The organism is Streptomyces sp. NPDC057900, from assembly GCF_042887885.1.
Taxonomy (GTDB): Bacteria; Actinomycetota; Actinomycetes; order Streptomycetales; family Streptomycetaceae; genus Streptomyces.
Genome location: NZ_JBHVOI010000003.1, coordinates 390,413 through 405,975 on the forward strand (window position 1 = coordinate 390,413; position 15,563 = coordinate 405,975).

Consider the following 15,563-nt stretch of genomic DNA (forward strand, 5'->3'; position numbering starts at 1 on the left):
CCGCATGGAATTCGTGACACCGCAACCCACCGGCAAGGGCCCGGAGGCCTGGTTCAACGGCGACGTCTGGTTCGACGTCATCCACGCCGGCCAGGAGCCCTCCCGGCTGCGCGCCAACATGGTCCGCTTCGCCCCCGGAGCCCGCACCGCCTGGCACCATCACGCCGTCGGCCAGACCCTCCACGTCGTCGCGGGCACCGCCCTGATCGGCACCCGCGACGGCACTGTCCTGGAAACCCACCCCGGTGAGACCGTGACCTGTCCACCCGGTGAGGAGCACTGGCACGGTGCCACCGAGGACCGCTTCATGGAGCACCTCGCCCTGTGGGAGGGCACCCCGGCCGGCGACGACCGGCCGGAGACCACGTGGCTGGAGCACGTCACCGCCGAGCAGTACGACCGACCGCGCACCCGTCACGACGCCCCGCCCTCGCCCCCCGCCCTGACCAGCCCGGTCTCATAGGCGAGGACCACCGCCTGGACCCGGTCGCGCAGCTGGAGCTTGGCGAGGATGCGGGAGACGTGGGTCTTGACGGTGGTCTCGGAGAGGTGGAGGCGGGCGGCGAGTTCGGTGTTGCTCAGGCCTTGGGCGAGCAGGTGCAGTACGTCCAGTTCGCGCGGGGTCAGGGCGGCCAGGCCGGGATGCGGTGCGGCGGGCTCCGCTTCGGCTGTCCGGCGGGCGTGGCGTTCGACGAGGCGGCGGGTGATGGCCGGAGCGAGGAGCGCGTCGCCGGTGCGTACGAGCCGGACGGCGGCGACGAGGTGTTCCGGGGTGACGTCCTTGAGGAGGAAGCCGCTGGCGCCGGCCGACAACGCCTCGTAGACGAGCTCGTCGAGGTCGAAGGTGGTCAGCATGATCACGCGGGGTACGGCGGCCGCGTCCGGGAAGTCGCGCAGGATGCGGCGCGCGGCCTCCAGTCCGTCGAGCTCGGGCATCCGGATGTCCATGAGCACGACATCGGGGCGGGTACGGAACACCGCGTCCACGGCCTCGGCGCCGTTGGCCGCCTCCGCGACCACGTCGATGCCCTCGGCCATCAGGATCATGCGGAATCCGGTGCGCACGAGCGCCTGGTCGTCGACGACCACCACGCGCGGCGGGTGACTGGTCACGACGGCTCCAGAGGGATCACGGCGGCGAGGCGGAACCCGCCGTCGGGGGTCGGTCCGGCGTCGAGGGTGCCGCCGTAGACCGCGATTCTCTCCCGCAGTCCCAGCAGCCCATGGCCTCCCCCTCGCACCACTCCGGGTCCCGGTGTGCCGCCGGTGTCCACGACCTCGGCGCGCAGGGCCTCCGGCCCGTAGTCGAGCACCACCCGCGCGCTCGCGCCGTGCGCGTGCTTGGTGGTGTTGGTCAGCGCCTCCTGGACCACGCGGTAGACGGCGAGACCGATACCGGACGGGACCGGACGGCGGTCTCCGGTCACCGTCAGCTCGACGCCCGTCCCCGTCTCCCGCACCCGGCCGACGAGCTCGTCGAGCCGGTCGGGTCCGGGCTGCGGGGCGAGTTCCCCGACGGGGGCGGCGGGGTCGTCCCGGGCGTTCATGGTGAGCAGCCCCATCGTGTGCCGCAGCTCCGCCATCGCGGAGCGCCCGGCCGACTCCACGGCCAGCAGCGCCTCGCGGGCCATCCCGGGTTCGGCGTCCATGACCTTGCGGGCGGCGCCCGCCTGGATGATCATCATGCTGACGTTGTGGGTGACCACGTCGTGCAGGTCGCGGGCGATACGGGCCCGCTCGCGCTCTGCGGCGCGGCGCAGCTCCGCGGCCTGTTCCCGCTCCAGGGCGGCCATGCGTTCCTGGCGTGCGCCGGCGCGCGTCCGCCACTGCCGCATGCCGTCCGCGACGACGGCGAGCGGCAGCACGATGAGCAGGGCGACGTACTCGTTCTGGACGGTGGGTACGTCCGGGGTCCTGGCCCCGTTCAGGACGAACAGCGCGACGGCGACACTCGCCAGGGTGGGGACGCGGTACGGGCTGTGCATGACGGCGGAGTACGTCGCGACCAGGGCCGTGTAGAGGATCATCCGCGCCTCGCTGCCCGGCGCCATCAGCCCCGCGGCGATCACCGCCCAGAGCACGGCCAGCGGGTAGCGGCGGCGCAGCGCCAGGGGCAGGGAGCACAGGAGCATCGGTGCCAGCGCGCCGACGTAGTTGCCGGAACCCTCGACCACCCGCACCGTGCCGTCGACGATCCGGTACGTGCGGTCCATGCCGACGCTCAGCCCGGAGTTGACCGCGGCCACCGCGGCGAACAGGGCGAGGGCACCGTCCAGGACCAGGTCACGCCGGGTGGGCCGGGGTATCGGGCCCGTCGGCCGCAGCAGCGCCGCGAGGCCGTCCCGCAGCCGGTCCGCGGCCGGTACGTTCATCACCCGCCGATTGTCACAGTCCGCCTTCGCCCGCCGCGTCCTCCTTCGGGCCCGTGCCCGCGCAGTCGCGTACTCCGCCCGTCTACATCGCGCGGAGGACCCCGTCCGGCGTCCCTCGCGCGGAGGAACGGAAAGGGTCCGGACGCCGGACGCGGCCGCCCGCCCCGCGCTCGTAGCGTCCAGCGGTGCGGGTCAACGGGGCCCGCGCCGCCGGACGCTGGAGGACGACGCGTGACTGCCGTACTGAGAACCCAGGGCCTGGGCAAGAGATACCGAAGGCGATGGGCCCTGTCGGACTGCACCCTCGACGTTCCCGCAGGCCGCGTCGTCGGTCTGGTCGGCCCCAACGGAGCGGGGAAATCAACCCTGCTGAACCTCGCCGCCGGCCTGCTCGCCCCGACCACGGGCACCATCGAGGTCTGCGGCGGCCGCCCGGCCACCGGCCCCGCGCAGCTCGCCAAGGTGGGCTTCGTCGCCCAGGACACCCCTACCTACGCCGCCCTGTCCGTCGCGGACCACCTCGCGCTCGGCGCCCGGCTCAACCCCCGCTGGGACAGCGCGCTGGCCCGCGACCGGATCCGCCGCACGGGCCTCGACCCGGACCAGCGCGCCGGGCGGCTGTCCGGCGGGCAGCGCGCCCAGCTCGCCCTCACGCTGGGGCTGGCCAAACGGCCCGAACTCCTCGTCCTGGACGAGCCGGTCGCCGCCCTGGACCCGCTGGCCCGCCGTGAGTTCCTGGACGACGTCACGGAGGCGATCGCCGGGCGGGAGATGACCGTACTGCTCTCCTCCCACTTGGTCTCCGACGTCGAACGGGTCTGCGACCACGTCATCGTGCTCGTCGACTCGCGCGTCCAGGTGAACGCCTCGATCGACGCCTTGCTGAGCGGTCACCACCGCGTGACCGGCCCGCCCGGCACCCCGGCAGGGCCGCCCGTCGGCGACCACGCCCTCAGCACGTCCCGTACCGCCGACGGCCGGACCACCCACGTCGTACGCGGCAACGCCCCGGCGCGGCTGCCGCACGGTCCCGGGTGGACGGCCGAGCCGCTCTCGCTCGAAGACATCGTCCTGGCCCACATCGGCCGCCGCACCCCGGCCGCCACGGCCCCCGAACCCACCCCCGTCGATGATGCGGAGACCCGCCGATGATCTGGCTGACCTGGCGCCAGTTCCGTACCCAGGCAACGCTGTTCACCGGCGCACTGGCTGTCCTCGCCGCCCTTCTCGCGGCGACCTGGCCCCACCTGTCCGGCCTGCACACCACCGCGGGGCGGGGCATCATCTCGCAGCTCACCGGCACCGACACCGCCCTCTACTTCGCCGGCGGCGCGGCCGTCCTCCTCGTACCGGTCCTCATCGGCATGTTCTGGGGCGCCCCGCTCGTCGCCCGCGAACTGGAGAGCGGCACCCACCGCCTCGCCTGGAACCAGGGCGTGACCCGCACCCGCTGGCTGCTGACCAAACTCGGCCTCACCGGCTTCACCACCGTGGCCGCGAGCGGTCTGATCAGCCTCGCGGTCACCTGGTGGAGCGGCCCCGTCGACCGGGCCGTGGCCGCGGGCGGCTCCGACAACACCGACAACTTCGTCCCCCGCATCGACCCGACGATCTTCAGCGCCCGGGGCATCGTCCCGCTCGGCTACGCCGTCTTCGCGTTCGTCCTGGGCGTCACCTTCGGTGTCCTGATCCGCCGCACGCTCCCGGCCATGGCCGCCACCCTCGCCACGTACACCGCGGTCCTCCTCCCGATGCCGCTGTGGATCCGCGCGCACCTGGCCCCCGCCACCACCGTCACGGTCCCGTTCACCCATGACCGGATGGCGAACTACCTCCTCGACTCCGTCTCCCACGTCGACATCGGCCGACCCGACACCTGGACCGTCGCGGAGCAGACCCTCGACGCCACCGGCCACCCCGCCCGGTCCCTGCCACCCGCGTACGCCGACTGCGACTCGATCAAGGCCTGCGTCGACGCCCTCGCCGGTGCCGGCTACCGGCAACGCGTCACCTATCAGGCCGCCGACAGCTTCTGGACCCTGCAATGGGCGGAGACCGGCATCTTCCTCGGCCTCGCCGTCGTCCTCGGCGCGCTGTGCGTCCGGTGGACCCGCCGCCGGCTGAGCTGACGGATGCGGCCCCGTTCCGGTATGGGATATCGCATACGATAGATGCATGACGCAGAAAAGCTGGGCCTCGCGACTGCCCGTGGTGAAGAGCAAGGCGGAGATGGCCTACGACAACCTGCGCCAGGCGATCGCGGGCGGCGAGCTGCGCCCCGGCGAGCGCATCAACATGGACGAGCTGGCACGCAATCTCGGCGTGAGCAAGATTCCCATCCGTGAAGCGATCAAGCGGCTTGAGTCGGAGGGGCTCGTCACCTCGCAGATGCACTCCGGAGTGGCGGTGACCCAGGTCGACAAGACCGAGATGCGGGGCGTCTTCCTCGCCCGCGAGGCGATCGAGGGCCTCGTCGCCAAGCTGGCGGCGGAGCGCACGAGCGAAGGCCTGCTGGCCGCGCTCGAAGAGGTGCAGACGAAGATGCGCGCCGAACTCGCGGCCGGCGCCACAGAGCACCTGCCGGAGCTCAACTCCGACTTCCACCGCGCCCTGTCCGAGGCCAGCGGTTACCGCATCCTGGCCGACCTGACCGAGCAGCTCCTGCTCACCATCCGCCGCTTCCGCATCGCATCCCCGGTGGACACGCAGAACTGGCAGTCGGTCGTGGAGGAGCACGACGCCATCATCGAAGCGCTGCGGCTCGGCGACCCGGCGGCCGCGGCCGCGGCCGCACAGGCGCACACCATCTCGCAGGCCGGCCACGAGGTGGCCGAGGACCACTGACCGGCCGGGCGGACAGCCGCCGGAACCGCCCCCGCCCCTGCCCGGCCGGTCCCCGCCGCCTCAGCCCGTGCCCAGCGGCGGCAGGCCCATCCGTTCGCGGTGGCCGTCCCGCAGCAGGCTGGCGGGGCTGACGGCGGAAGCCCCCGCGTCCAGCACCAGTTCCGAACCGCTCAGCAGGATGGCCTCGGGCGAGGACGCGAAGGCCACCGAGGCGGCGATCTGTTCAGGGGTGCCCAGGGTGCGCATCGGGTTGCTCTCCCGTAGCAGGCGCAGGTCCTCCTGCCCCTCCAGCCGCGACTCCGTCGCCGGAGTGCGGACCCAGCCGGGGGAGACCGTGACGAACGAGATCCCGTGGTGGCCGTAGTCGACGGCGAGCTGCCGGGTGAGGGCGGCGAGTGCGCCCTTGGCGGCGGCATAGGCGGGCAGCCCGGGTGCGGCGGTGCGGTGCAGTACCGAGCCCAGCGTGATGACCGCACCCGTACCCGCCGAGATCATCGCGGGCAGGACCGCGCGTACACAGAGGAAGACCGAGGTCAGGTTGGCCGCGAGGACCGCGTTCCAGTCCTCCTCCGTGGTGGCGTGCAGCGGCGTGCCCGCCGTGATGCCCGCGCAGGCGACCAGGACGTCCACCCCTCCCTGCTCGGCGATGACCTGATCCACCGTCGAAGCGACCTCGTCCGCGCGCGTGACGTCGGCGCGGTGGTAGGAGACGCCGGGCAGGGACGGATCGCTGAGATCGGCTCCCGCGACCCGGAGACCGTCGGCGACGAGACGGGCGGCGACAGCGCGGCCGATGCCGCCTGCCGCACCGGTGACCAGGGCAGTTCGGCTCATCTCGCAGGCACCTCGCGCAGCTGGAAGACTGGGTTCAGAGAGAAGGTATACGATCTACCAAATATCATCAATGATGCTCCGGAGGCAGCCATGACGGCTCCCGATCTCCTCTCCGCCCTGCGCGCCGAAAGGCTCCTCGCCATCGTCAGAGGCAGCGACCCCGGGGCCGCGCTCGACACGGTGCTCGCACTGTTCCGCTCCGGCATCCGCATCGTCGAGGTGTCGCTGACCACCACGGACGCGCTCGATGTCATCGCCGGGGCGCGGGCCCGGCTCGGCGACACGGCGCTGCTCGGCGCAGGGACCGTCCTGACCGCCGCGCAGGCCCGCCGGTCCGCGGAGGCGGGCGCCCGCTTCACCGTGACGCCCGGACTGGCCGACTCCGTCGCCGAGAGCAGGTCGCTGGGCCTGCCGGTGCTCGCGGGCGCCGTCACCCCGACCGAGGTCATCGCCGCCGTGAACGAGGGGGCGACCGCCGTCAAGCTGTTCCCCGCCACGCTCGGCGGCGCCTCGTATCTGAGGGCGCTGCGCGACCCGTTCCCCGACGTCCCCTTCGTGCCGGTCGGCGGGATCGACTCCGCCTCGGCCCGCGCCCACCTCGCGGCCGGCGCCCTCGCCGTCGGCGTCGGCGGACCCCTCGTCGGCGGCGCCGCCAACGGCGAGGGCTTCGACGGCCTCGCCGAACGCACCGAACGGTTCCGCACGGTGGCGCTGGGGGCCCGGTGAGCGACGTCCTGACCTTCGGCGAGACGATGGCCGCCCTGCGCGCCGACCGTCCGCTCCAGCTGGGCGGCTCGCTCGGGCTCTCCGTCGCGGGCGCCGAGTCCAATGTCGCGATCGGGCTCGCCCGGCTCGGCCACTCGGTCCGCTGGGCCGGGCTGACCGGTACGGACGAGTTCGGCCGCCTGGTGCTGCGCACCCTGCGCGCCGAAGGCGTCGACGTCTCCTGCGCGGCCACCACCGACGCCGGCCCGACCGGTCTGGTGGTCTTCGAACCGCGCGTCGCCGATCTCGTACGCGTCCACTACTACCGCGACCGTTCCGCGGGCGCGTCGCTCGGCCCGGAGCGGCTGCGGCAGGCACTGGCAGAACAAGCGAAGGTCCTGCACGTCACGGGTATCACCGCGGCGCTGGGCGCGGGCCCGTACGAGGCGGTCTCTGCGGCCGTCCGTGCCGCTCCCGCGATGGGCGCCCGCGTCAGCCTGGACGTCAACTACCGCAGCGGGCTCTGGTCCCCCGCCGAGGCGGCCGGCGCCCTGCGCCCGCTCTCCCGCCATGTCGACATCCTCATCGCCTCCGACGACGAACTGCCGCTCATCGCCTCCGAGCGGGCCCGTACGGAGCAGGCGCGCGTGGAGTCCCTGCTCGACCAGGGCGTCGGTGAGGTCGTGATCAAACGGGGCGCCGACGGAGCCGAGGTCTTCCACCTGGGTGGTTCCTTCGCGCTGCCCGCCGTGGCCGTGCCGGTGCGGGACACCGTCGGCGCCGGTGACGCGTTCGTGGCCGGATACCTGTCGGCACTGCTCGACGGCGAGCCGGTCCCGGCGCGGCTGGACCGCGCGGTCACCACCGGCGCCTTCGCGGTCGCCTCCGCCGGTGACTGGGAGGGCCTGCCCCGCCGGGACGAACTCGGCCTGCTGCGGGCCGCACCCGGCTCCACCCTCCGGTGACCGCCACCGGAGGTACCCCGAAGGGGCCCGGGAGGGGAAGGTCAGCGGCCGAAGGCATCGCACGGAGCGGCACCGACTGGCAGGTCTGGACTCCCGGCCGCTACCAGCTGGCCGAGGGGCTGCGCCCGCATCGCGGCGGCATGGTGTTCGTCGATCTCCTCAAGGGCGACCTGTACCGCTGCGCGGACACCCCGGGCCGGGCACCGGACCGGCTGCTCGGCCTCGGCGTACCGCTGGGCGCGGTGGCGCCTGTCAGCGGCGACGACGGTGGTGGTGGCGGCGGCGGCGAATGGATCGTCGCCGCGGGCACCGGGATCGCCCTCGTCACCGAAGGCGGCCGGCCCCGGTGGCTGGCCCGGCCCGAGGCGCGCGCGAAGCTCCCGATGCGGATGAACGACGGCGTCTGCGACCCCGCGGGCCGCTTCTGGGCGGGCAGCATGGCCCTGGGGCCTGTCTTCAAACTGCCGTCGTTGCCCGAAGGGCGGCCGGGCGGCGTCAGGTGCTTCCCCAAGCTCTCGGCTTCGCTCGAACAGGGGAGACCCCATTTCTCGGCGTGCCGGCCCCTGGCCCCTGTACTGGACGTACCGGGGTCTGGGGCCGGTGCGGTGAGAGTGCGTGCATGGCGTCGCCCGGCAGACGGCAGTTTGAAGACAGGCCCCAGGGGGCGACGCGCCCGTGGGCTCGCTCTACCGCGTCGACCACGACGACAACGTGCACCGTGTGCTGTCCGGGCTGACCGTCCCCAACGGCCCGGCGTTCTCGCCCTGCGGCAGCCTGATGTACCTGGCCGACAGCGCCGGGGGGGGGGACGGTCCTGCGCCATCCCGTCGACCCGCGTACCGGGGCGCTCGGCGCCCCTTCCCTCTTCGCCCGGTTCACCGCGGCCGAGGGCCGCCCGGACGGCATGACGGTCGACGACGAGGGGCTGCTCTGGCTGGCGCTGTGGGGCGCCGGCCAGGTCCGCTGCTACACGCCCGACGGTGTGCGGGTACAGACCCTGGACCTCCCCACGCCGCACACCAGCAGCGTGGCCTTCGGCGCCGGCCGGATGTACGTGACGACCGCGCGGCACCGCCTGACGGCCCCCGACCCCTTCGCGGGAGCGGTGTTCGCCCGCGCCTCGCCGACGACCTCACCCCCTGCGCGGCCCTTCGGCCCGAACCCCGGGTAGTGCGTTCCGCATTCGGACGGACACGTTCCGAGTTGCCTGGACTCATGCGGCGAAACCTCTAGTTCTTATTTCGTATATCGAATACGGTAATCCCGTCTTCCCCGGCCCCTCTCGAAAGGTGGTGACGTCCTCATGAGCGCTGTCACAGCGGCCGAAGACGGCAAGACGGATCCGAAACGCACCAAGGCCGACCGGCGAACGATGGTGGCGAGCACCGTCGGCACGGTCATGGAGTGGTACGACTTCAACCTGTACGGCCTGGCCTCGGCACTGATCTTCGGCCCGTTGTTCTTCGGCTCGTCCTCGACGGGCGGCACCCTCGCCTCGTTCGCGACGTTCGCGGTGGGCTTCGCCGCGCGCCCCATCGGGGGCATGCTCTTCGGTCATCTGGGCGACCGCATAGGCCGCAAGTACGTCCTGCTGATCACGATGATGGGCATGGGCGTCATGACCACGCTGATCGGCGTGCTGCCCACCCACGCGGCGGTGGGGATCTGGGCGCCGATCCTGCTGATCCTGCTGCGGGTGTGTCAGGGCATAGCGGTGGGCGGCGAGTTCGCCGGCGCCACCCTGCTGACCGTCGAGAACGCCCCGCCGGGCAAGCGCGGCCTGTACGGTGCGATCCCCGCCATGGGCACCGGCGCCGGATTCGTCCTGGCCAGCGCCGTGTTCGGCCTCGTGTCCATGCTGCCCGACGACTCCTTCGAGTCCTGGGGCTGGCGCATCCCCTTCCTGCTGAGCGCCCTCCTCGTGCTGTTCGGCCTGTGGGTCCGCAAGGGCATCGAGGAGACCCCCGTCTTCGCCGAGCTGGAGGAGAGCGGCGAGCGCGAGCGGTTCCCGCTGCTCGCGACCGTCAAGAGGCAGCCCGGCGCGATCCTGCGGGTCCTGGGCATCACCGTCTCGGGCTTCGTGTGGGGCTATCTGATCCAGGCCTTCGCCCTGTCGTACGCCACCAAGGAACTGGGCATCGAGAAGTCCACGATGCTGTGGTCGATCGCCCTGGCCTCCGCGCTGGAGATCGCGGCCATTCCGTTCTGGGGCTGGCTGAGCGACCGGATCGGGCGCCGCGTCACCGTCGCCATCGGGCTGGCCTGCACCATCGCCTACGCACTCCCGTTCTTCCAGCTCCTGGAGACGAGGAACACCGGCCTGATCTTCCTGGCCATGGTGCTCGCCATCCCGATCTGCAAGGACATGGTCTTCGGCCCGCAGGCGGCCCTCGTCGCCGAGCTGTTCGACGCCCGCATCCGCTACAGCGGCGTCAGCGTCGGCCGCGAGTTCGGCGGCGCGATCTTCGGCGGCACCGCTCCGTTCGTCGGCACCGCGCTGCAGGCCTCCAGCGACTCGATCGTCCCCGTCGCCCTCTACGTCATGGCCGGCTGCGTCATCACCGCGATCGCGGTATTCGCGGGCCGGGAGACCGCCCGTGACGAACAGGCCTACACGAAACCGCAGCCCCGATGACCCGCCCCGCCGCACCCGCACGGACCCCGCGTCCGGGCCGAACCAGTGGAGAACCCCACGTGAGCACTGCGCCGCCGACCATCACCAAGGTCGAGGTCCTGGCCCTGTCGGCCAGCTTCGACGACCTCTACGACTCCCCGGAGGACGTACCGGACTGGCTGCGCTACCCGGCCGCCAGCCACCTCGTCCTGCCGCGCCGCGGCCAGTACGCCACGCTGGTCAAAGTGCACGCCGAGGACGGCAGCGTCGGCATCGGCGAGTGCTACGGCCTCCCCTCGCCGCAGGTCACGGCAACCGTGGTGTCGACGGTCCTGGCCCCGCTCCTCGTGGGACAGGACGCCCTCGCCACCACCGCGGTCTGGGAGCGCCTCTACCGCGGCCAGGCCGCCGGCGGCCACAACCGCGGCTTCTACCTGGAGGCCGTCGCGGGTATCGACCTCGCCCTGTGGGACCTGCGGGGCAAGCTCGCCGGGGAACCGGTCCACCGGCTGCTCGGCGGGCCCGTACGCGAACGCGTCGACTGCTACGCCAGCCCCGTCGCCCTGCACGCCGAGCCGGAGGACTCCGCCCGCCAGGCACAGGGCTTCGTGGACCAGGGCTTCAAGGCGCTGAAGGTGAAGATCGGCCGCGGCGAGCGCACCGACCGCGCACACCTGTCGGCCGTCCGCGACCGGGTCGGCCCTGACATCGAGATCCTCACGGACGTCAACTGCGCCTACGACCTAGACGAAGCGACCCGGGTCGGCGCCGTCCTGCGGGACCTCGGAATCTCCTGGTACGAGGAACCCCTCCAGGTCGACGACCTGCGCAACCTCGCCGAACTGCGCCGCAGGACCGGGCTGACCATCGTCAACGGCGAGACCCACTTCACCCGCTTCGACCTGCGCGACTCCCTCCTCCTGGAGGCGATCGACGTCTTCATGCCGAACGTGGCCCGGTGCGGCGGCTTCACGGAGGCGACCCGGATCGCGGCGCTCGCCTCCGCCTTCCACGTCGACATCGCCCCGCACGGGGTCGGCTCCGGCGTCAGCCTCGCCGCGGCCCTCCAGCTCTGCGCGGCCACGCCCAACCTGCGTACGTACGAGTACAACCGGCTGCCCAACCCCATCCGCGAGGCGATCCTCGTGGACCCGCCGGAGTTCCGCGACGGCGCACTCACCGTTCCCACCGGCCCCGGCCTCGGCATCGAACTCGACGAAGCCGTCGTCGACCGCTACACGATCGCCCGCTACTGAGCATCACCGTGCGGCCCGGCACCCCCGGGTCCCGGGTCGAGAACAACTGGCGCACCCGCACTGATCGGCCGACCGACTGACAGGAGACGACGATGTCCCACCCCGGTGCCGCACCCGAGCCGAGGATCCTCAACCGCCGTTCGCTGCTTCGCGGCGCCGCGATCGCGGGAGCGGGCGCGGCGATCTATCCCGTACTCAACCGCGTTCCCGCCGCCGCGGCAGCCACGTCCGGCAGCTACACCATCCGCTACGACCAGGCACGCCGGCAGACGATCAAGGGGCTGGGGTTCGAGATCCAGTCCGACTCCATCGGCTCCGGCAACGACGGCCTTCCCGACACCGTCAGCGGCGTGCCGTACGACCTGACGCCCTCGGAGCGGACCCGGTTCTACCGGGACATGCTCATGGCGGGCCGCTCCGACCGGGGCTTCCGCTACTGCCGGCTGGCGCTGGGGCTCTACTACCGCGGCCTGGACTCCACCGGGAAGCACATGAGGGGCCGCTACCCCGGGCAGACCGCACAACTCGCGGACATGATCGGGCGGACGGGCATCGAGGGCATCTCGGCCGAGTACTGGTCACCCGCCCCCGGCTGGAAGTCCAACGACTCCTACATCGGCGGGACGCTCAAGTCGTTCGCCCCGGCGGACCTGGACGCGCTCGGCGACGCCATGGCCGGCGACCTCGACTACCTCAGCTCCCAAGGCGTACCGATCTCCATGTGGGGACTTCAGAACGAGCCGAGGTTCTCCACCCCGTACTCCTCCTGCGCCTACGACACCGAGCAGTACCGCAAGACCTTCGCCGCGGTGGCGCCGAAGATCCGGGCCAAGTACCCGGACGTGCAGATCACGGCGGACAGCCTGGACGGCTGGGGCGGCGAGATCGGCAAGGCGCTCAAGGCCGACCCGAACGCGCTGAAGTACGTGGACGCCTGGACGTACCACCGCATCGGCGCGGACAGCGACGACCAGATGACCAAGGACTTCACCGGGGGAGCCGTCGGAAGGCCGGTCTACAACAACGAGTTCGAGTACCTGGACAACCGGACCTCCGACGTGCGGACCGTCAACACCGCGCAGTCGATCATGAACTGGATGGTCTTCCAGTCCTCGCCGACCTGGTTCTGGCTGCACGCCCTCAAACCGACGACCAACGCCGAGGCTCCGGGCTACTCGCTCGGGTTCTGGCGACCGCCGGGCGACAAGGACTTCAGCCACTTCCCGGACATCCCCGTCGGCCACTGGGACTACAACCCGCAGAACTGGAACGGTGTGGCCGGGTTCGTGAAGTACATGCCGTGGGACTCCGTCCGCTACACGGTGGACGAATCCGCACGCCTCGGCGACCAGCGGATCATGGCCTGGAAGACCCCGCAGGGAAAGCCGGTCCTCGCCGTGACCAACCGGTCGGCCACGGACTCCTTCACCTACACCGTGGACACCCAGACGGCCGCCGCATTCGAAGGGCACCGGTACGGCCCCACGACCAACAACCAGAGCCTCGGCACCAGGACCGGCCCGGAGCTGACCCTGACCCTCCCGCCCCTGTCCATCGAGTTCTGGGTCCGCGCCTAGAAATCCGCCGCCGTCACTCGTGACCAGCGGCGTCAACCGTGCGCCAAAAGACCCCCCTGACCACGTTTCCGCAGGTCAAGGGGGTCTTGAATATGTGGAGCCTAGGAGATTCGAACTCCTGACATCTGCCTTGCAAAGGCAGCGCTCTACCAACTGAGCTAAGGCCCCGGAAAGCGGGCACCACCGGACGCACCGGCATTGTGGTCACCGCCGCAGACCAGAGTACCCGCTGATCCCCCGGATCCCCCAAAAATTGGGGCTCCCGGTCCGCGACCACGCTCCGTAAGATGCTCGTCGGGGTTCGCAGCAGCGAAGCCTCAGCGAAGGGGAGACGCTATGGACGCGGCACAGCAAGAGGCGACAGCCAGAGCCAGGGAACTTCAGCGCAGTTGGTACGGGGAACCGCTGGGGGCGCTCTTCCGTCGGCTGATCGATGATCTGGGCCTGAACCAGGCCCGGCTGGCGGCGGTGCTCGGGCTGTCCGCCCCCATGCTCTCCCAGCTCATGAGCGGTCAGCGGGCGAAGATCGGCAACCCGGCCGTGGTGCAGCGCGTCCAGGCGCTCCAGGAGCTGGCCAGTCAGGTCGCGGACGGCAGTGTCAGCGCGGGAGAGGCCACCGACCGGATGGAGGAGATCAAGAAGTCCCAGGGCGGCTCCGTGCTCACCGGGACGGGCCAGACGTCCTCGACCAGTGGGGCGCCCACCGTGCGCCGCGTGGTCCGCGAGATCCAGTCGCTGCTGCGGTCCGTCGCGGCGGCCGGTGACATCATCGATGCCGCCGACTCCCTCGCCCCGACCCACCCGGAACTGGCAGAGTTCCTCAAGGTGTACGGAGCGGGGCGCACCGCGGACGCGGTGGCGCACTACGAGGGACACCAGAGCTAGTCCGGGCAATCGGCCGGGCAGCCGCACGATCCGGGCACGGGGCACACGCGCCGGCCGAGAGCGGGAACGGGGAGCGAGCGCAGCGCAATGGGTGAGGTCTTCGCTGGTCGGTACGAACTGATCGATCCGATCGGACGTGGTGGGGTCGGTGCTGTCTGGCGTGCCTGGGATCACCGGCGCCGCCGCTATGTGGCGGCCAAGGTCCTCCAGCAGAGCGACGCACACACGTTGCTGCGCTTCGTCCGCGAACAGGCCCTGCGGATCGAGCATCCGCATGTGCTCGCTCCGGCCAGCTGGGCCGCGGACGACGACAAGGTCCTGTTCACCATGGACCTCATCACCGGCGGTTCGCTGGCCCACGTCATCGGTGACTACGGCCCGCTTCCCCCTCGGTTCGTCTGCACCCTGCTCGACCAGTTGCTGTCCGGGCTGTCGACGGTGCATGCCGAGGGGGTCGTGCACCGGGACATCAAGCCCGCCAACATCCTTATGGAGGCCACCGGCACCGGCCGGCCGCACCTGCGGCTGTCCGACTTCGGCATCTCCATGCGCAAGGGTGAGCCGCGCCTCACCGAGACCAACTACGTGGTGGGAACGCCGGGTTACTTCGCTCCCGAGCAGATGATGGGCGCGGAGCCGGACTTCCCCGCGGACCTCTTCGCGGTCGGCCTCGTCGCCCTGTACCTGCTCCAGGGGAAGAAGCCCGACGCGCAGGGGCTCATCGAGCACTTCGCCGAGCACGGCACACCCGGCGCTCCGCAGGGCATCCCCGAGCCTCTCTGGCAGGTGCTCGCGGGGCTGTTGCAGCCGGACCCGCAGGCCCGCTTCCGGACGGCCACGGGCGCGCGGAAGGCGCTGAACGCCGCCGTCGAGATGCTGCCGGAGCCCAGCGCGGAGGACGAGCCGGTGGAGGTCTTCGACCAGATCGGCCCGCTGCCCGACGGCTTCGGTCCCACCGGCCCGGTGACCGCCCCCCAGCAGACAGGCCGGCAGCACACGGGCCAACAGCCCACGGAGCAGTCGTACGCGCAGCCCGCGGCCTCGATGTCGGAGACGGGCAGCTTCCACCTCCCGCCACCCCCGCGGCAGCCCGACTCCGCGCCGCAGGAACCGCAGCACGCCGCTCACCAACCGGCGCGGCCCGGCACTCCGGCCGTCCAACACGGCGTCCCCGCCCCGCAGCATCCGGCGCATGCGGCACCCCCCCTCCCCGCCGCCGTGCCGAACCCCTCACAGGCCCCCACGGCCCCGGTGCGGCACGAACAAGCTCTCACTCGTCCATACACCGCTCAGCCGTCGCCGGTTCCCGCTCCCGGAGCGGGAGTTGCCGGGGCCGGGGCTCCGCCGCACTACGCGCAGGCACCGTCGTCGCACGTCATGCCCCCCGCGCACACCGTGGCACCCGCCCCGCGAAAGCGGCCGGGACCGTCCACGAAGGTGGCGGTCCCGGTGTTGCTGGTGGCGCTGATCTGCTTCGCCGTGGGGATCTGGGCCCTGACCCAGGCCTGACC

At 71.8% G+C, this 15,563-nt stretch carries 15 protein-coding genes, 1 tRNA gene and 1 pseudogene; 13 read left to right on the forward strand and 4 right to left on the reverse strand.

Features of this window, described 5'->3' with window-relative positions; genetic code table 11:
* Window positions 1–4 precede the first annotated feature (4 nt).
* Entirely contained in the window at window positions 5–463 is a 459-nt protein-coding gene (locus tag ACFVQ0_RS16060; protein WP_390088404.1) for a cupin domain-containing protein, read from the forward strand.
* Here the strand turns inward: ACFVQ0_RS16060 and ACFVQ0_RS16065 are convergent.
* Both ACFVQ0_RS16065 and ACFVQ0_RS16070 read right to left on the reverse strand, forming a co-directional pair.
* Complete coding sequence (locus ACFVQ0_RS16065; protein ID WP_390088406.1) at window positions 415–1,113, reverse strand: response regulator; 699 nt, start codon at window positions 1,111–1,113, stop codon at window positions 415–417. The two genes, ACFVQ0_RS16060 and ACFVQ0_RS16065, sit on opposite strands and share 49 nt — an antisense overlap.
* Window positions 1,110–2,372, reverse strand: coding sequence for a sensor histidine kinase (locus tag ACFVQ0_RS16070; protein ID WP_390088870.1), 1,263 nt, complete (start codon window positions 2,370–2,372; stop codon window positions 1,110–1,112). The genes ACFVQ0_RS16065 and ACFVQ0_RS16070 overlap by 4 nt, the downstream gene beginning before the upstream one ends.
* A gap of 231 nt (window positions 2,373–2,603) precedes the next feature.
* On the opposite strand from ACFVQ0_RS16070, the gene ACFVQ0_RS16075 reads away from it, so the two are divergent.
* The 3 genes from ACFVQ0_RS16075 to ACFVQ0_RS16085 are packed head-to-tail and all read left to right on the forward strand — an operon-like array spanning window position 2,604 to window position 5,216.
* Window positions 2,604–3,524: an ABC transporter ATP-binding protein gene (locus ACFVQ0_RS16075; RefSeq protein ID WP_390088408.1), complete on the forward strand. Its 921-nt coding sequence runs from the start codon at window positions 2,604–2,606 to the stop codon at window positions 3,522–3,524.
* Entirely contained in the window at window positions 3,521–4,501 is a 981-nt protein-coding gene (locus ACFVQ0_RS16080) for a transporter (protein WP_390088410.1), read from the forward strand. The genes ACFVQ0_RS16075 and ACFVQ0_RS16080 overlap by 4 nt, the downstream gene beginning before the upstream one ends.
* A gap of 46 nt (window positions 4,502–4,547) precedes the next feature.
* Entirely contained in the window at window positions 4,548–5,216 is a 669-nt protein-coding gene (locus ACFVQ0_RS16085; protein ID WP_390088413.1) for a GntR family transcriptional regulator, read from the forward strand.
* Between the two features lie 60 nt (window positions 5,217–5,276).
* Here ACFVQ0_RS16085 and ACFVQ0_RS16090 read toward each other — a convergent pair whose 3' ends face one another.
* Complete coding sequence (locus ACFVQ0_RS16090; RefSeq protein ID WP_390088415.1) at window positions 5,277–6,050, reverse strand: SDR family NAD(P)-dependent oxidoreductase; 774 nt, start codon at window positions 6,048–6,050, stop codon at window positions 5,277–5,279.
* A gap of 90 nt (window positions 6,051–6,140) precedes the next feature.
* Between ACFVQ0_RS16090 and ACFVQ0_RS16095 the strand changes: the two genes are divergently transcribed.
* From ACFVQ0_RS16095 to ACFVQ0_RS16125, 7 genes and pseudogenes are all read left to right on the forward strand, one after another.
* Window positions 6,141–6,776 carry a bifunctional 4-hydroxy-2-oxoglutarate aldolase/2-dehydro-3-deoxy-phosphogluconate aldolase gene (locus ACFVQ0_RS16095; protein WP_390088417.1) on the forward strand — a complete coding sequence of 212 codons (636 nt, stop codon included), beginning with the start codon at window positions 6,141–6,143 and terminating at the stop codon, window positions 6,774–6,776.
* The gene (locus tag ACFVQ0_RS16100; RefSeq protein ID WP_390088419.1) at window positions 6,773–7,720 is read left to right on the forward strand and encodes a sugar kinase; all 948 of its coding nucleotides are present in this window, start codon (window positions 6,773–6,775) and stop codon (window positions 7,718–7,720) included. The genes ACFVQ0_RS16095 and ACFVQ0_RS16100 overlap by 4 nt, the downstream gene beginning before the upstream one ends.
* Window positions 7,717–8,154 (forward strand): annotated as a pseudogene (locus tag ACFVQ0_RS16105) (SMP-30/gluconolactonase/LRE family protein); the annotation flags it as partial. The gene ACFVQ0_RS16100 and the pseudogene ACFVQ0_RS16105, both read left to right, overlap by 4 nt.
* Window positions 8,155–8,534: 380 nt before the next feature.
* Window positions 8,535–8,891: an SMP-30/gluconolactonase/LRE family protein gene (locus ACFVQ0_RS16110; protein ID WP_390088872.1), complete on the forward strand. Its 357-nt coding sequence runs from the start codon at window positions 8,535–8,537 to the stop codon at window positions 8,889–8,891.
* A gap of 132 nt (window positions 8,892–9,023) precedes the next feature.
* Entirely contained in the window at window positions 9,024–10,355 is a 1,332-nt protein-coding gene (locus ACFVQ0_RS16115) for an MFS transporter (protein WP_390088421.1), read from the forward strand.
* 59 nt (window positions 10,356–10,414) lie between these two features.
* Window positions 10,415–11,590, forward strand: coding sequence for a mandelate racemase/muconate lactonizing enzyme family protein (locus tag ACFVQ0_RS16120; protein ID WP_390088423.1), 1,176 nt, complete (start codon window positions 10,415–10,417; stop codon window positions 11,588–11,590).
* 92 nt (window positions 11,591–11,682) lie between these two features.
* Window positions 11,683–13,167, forward strand: a complete 1,485-nt coding sequence (locus tag ACFVQ0_RS16125) for a hypothetical protein (protein ID WP_390088425.1) — start codon at window positions 11,683–11,685, stop codon at window positions 13,165–13,167.
* Window positions 13,168–13,262: 95 nt separating this feature from the next.
* On the opposite strand, the gene ACFVQ0_RS16130 is transcribed toward ACFVQ0_RS16125, so the two are convergent.
* Window positions 13,263–13,335 (reverse strand) — tRNA-Ala (locus ACFVQ0_RS16130).
* A gap of 168 nt (window positions 13,336–13,503) precedes the next feature.
* Between ACFVQ0_RS16130 and ACFVQ0_RS16135 the strand changes: the two genes are divergently transcribed.
* A complete protein-coding gene (locus ACFVQ0_RS16135) occupies window positions 13,504–14,052 on the forward strand; it encodes a transcriptional regulator (RefSeq protein ID WP_024489493.1) in 549 nt (182 codons plus the stop codon).
* A gap of 87 nt (window positions 14,053–14,139) precedes the next feature.
* Window positions 14,140–15,561, forward strand: a complete 1,422-nt coding sequence (locus ACFVQ0_RS16140) for a serine/threonine protein kinase (RefSeq protein WP_390088427.1) — start codon at window positions 14,140–14,142, stop codon at window positions 15,559–15,561.
* The last annotated feature ends 2 nt before the right edge of the window (window positions 15,562–15,563 follow it).

What these genes read in the sequence shown, in the direction of transcription:
- ACFVQ0_RS16125 (WP_390088425.1), top strand. Translation starts at nt 11,683, where the DNA reads ATGTCCCACCCCGGTGCCGCACCCGAGCCGAGGATCCTCAACCGCCGT.
- ACFVQ0_RS16140 (WP_390088427.1), top strand. Translation starts at nt 14,140, where the DNA reads ATGGGTGAGGTCTTCGCTGGTCGGTACGAACTGATCGATCCGATCGGA.
- ACFVQ0_RS16085 (WP_390088413.1), top strand. Translation starts at nt 4,548, where the DNA reads ATGACGCAGAAAAGCTGGGCCTCGCGACTGCCCGTGGTGAAGAGCAAG.
- ACFVQ0_RS16090 (WP_390088415.1), bottom strand. Translation starts at nt 6,050, where the DNA reads ATGAGCCGAACTGCCCTGGTCACCGGTGCGGCAGGCGGCATCGGCCGC.
- ACFVQ0_RS16095 (WP_390088417.1), top strand. Translation starts at nt 6,141, where the DNA reads ATGACGGCTCCCGATCTCCTCTCCGCCCTGCGCGCCGAAAGGCTCCTC.
- ACFVQ0_RS16060 (WP_390088404.1), top strand. Translation starts at nt 5, where the DNA reads ATGGAATTCGTGACACCGCAACCCACCGGCAAGGGCCCGGAGGCCTGG.
- ACFVQ0_RS16115 (WP_390088421.1), top strand. Translation starts at nt 9,024, where the DNA reads ATGAGCGCTGTCACAGCGGCCGAAGACGGCAAGACGGATCCGAAACGC.
- ACFVQ0_RS16070 (WP_390088870.1), bottom strand. Translation starts at nt 2,372, where the DNA reads ATGAACGTACCGGCCGCGGACCGGCTGCGGGACGGCCTCGCGGCGCTG.
- ACFVQ0_RS16135 (WP_024489493.1), top strand. Translation starts at nt 13,504, where the DNA reads ATGGACGCGGCACAGCAAGAGGCGACAGCCAGAGCCAGGGAACTTCAG.
- ACFVQ0_RS16080 (WP_390088410.1), top strand. Translation starts at nt 3,521, where the DNA reads ATGATCTGGCTGACCTGGCGCCAGTTCCGTACCCAGGCAACGCTGTTC.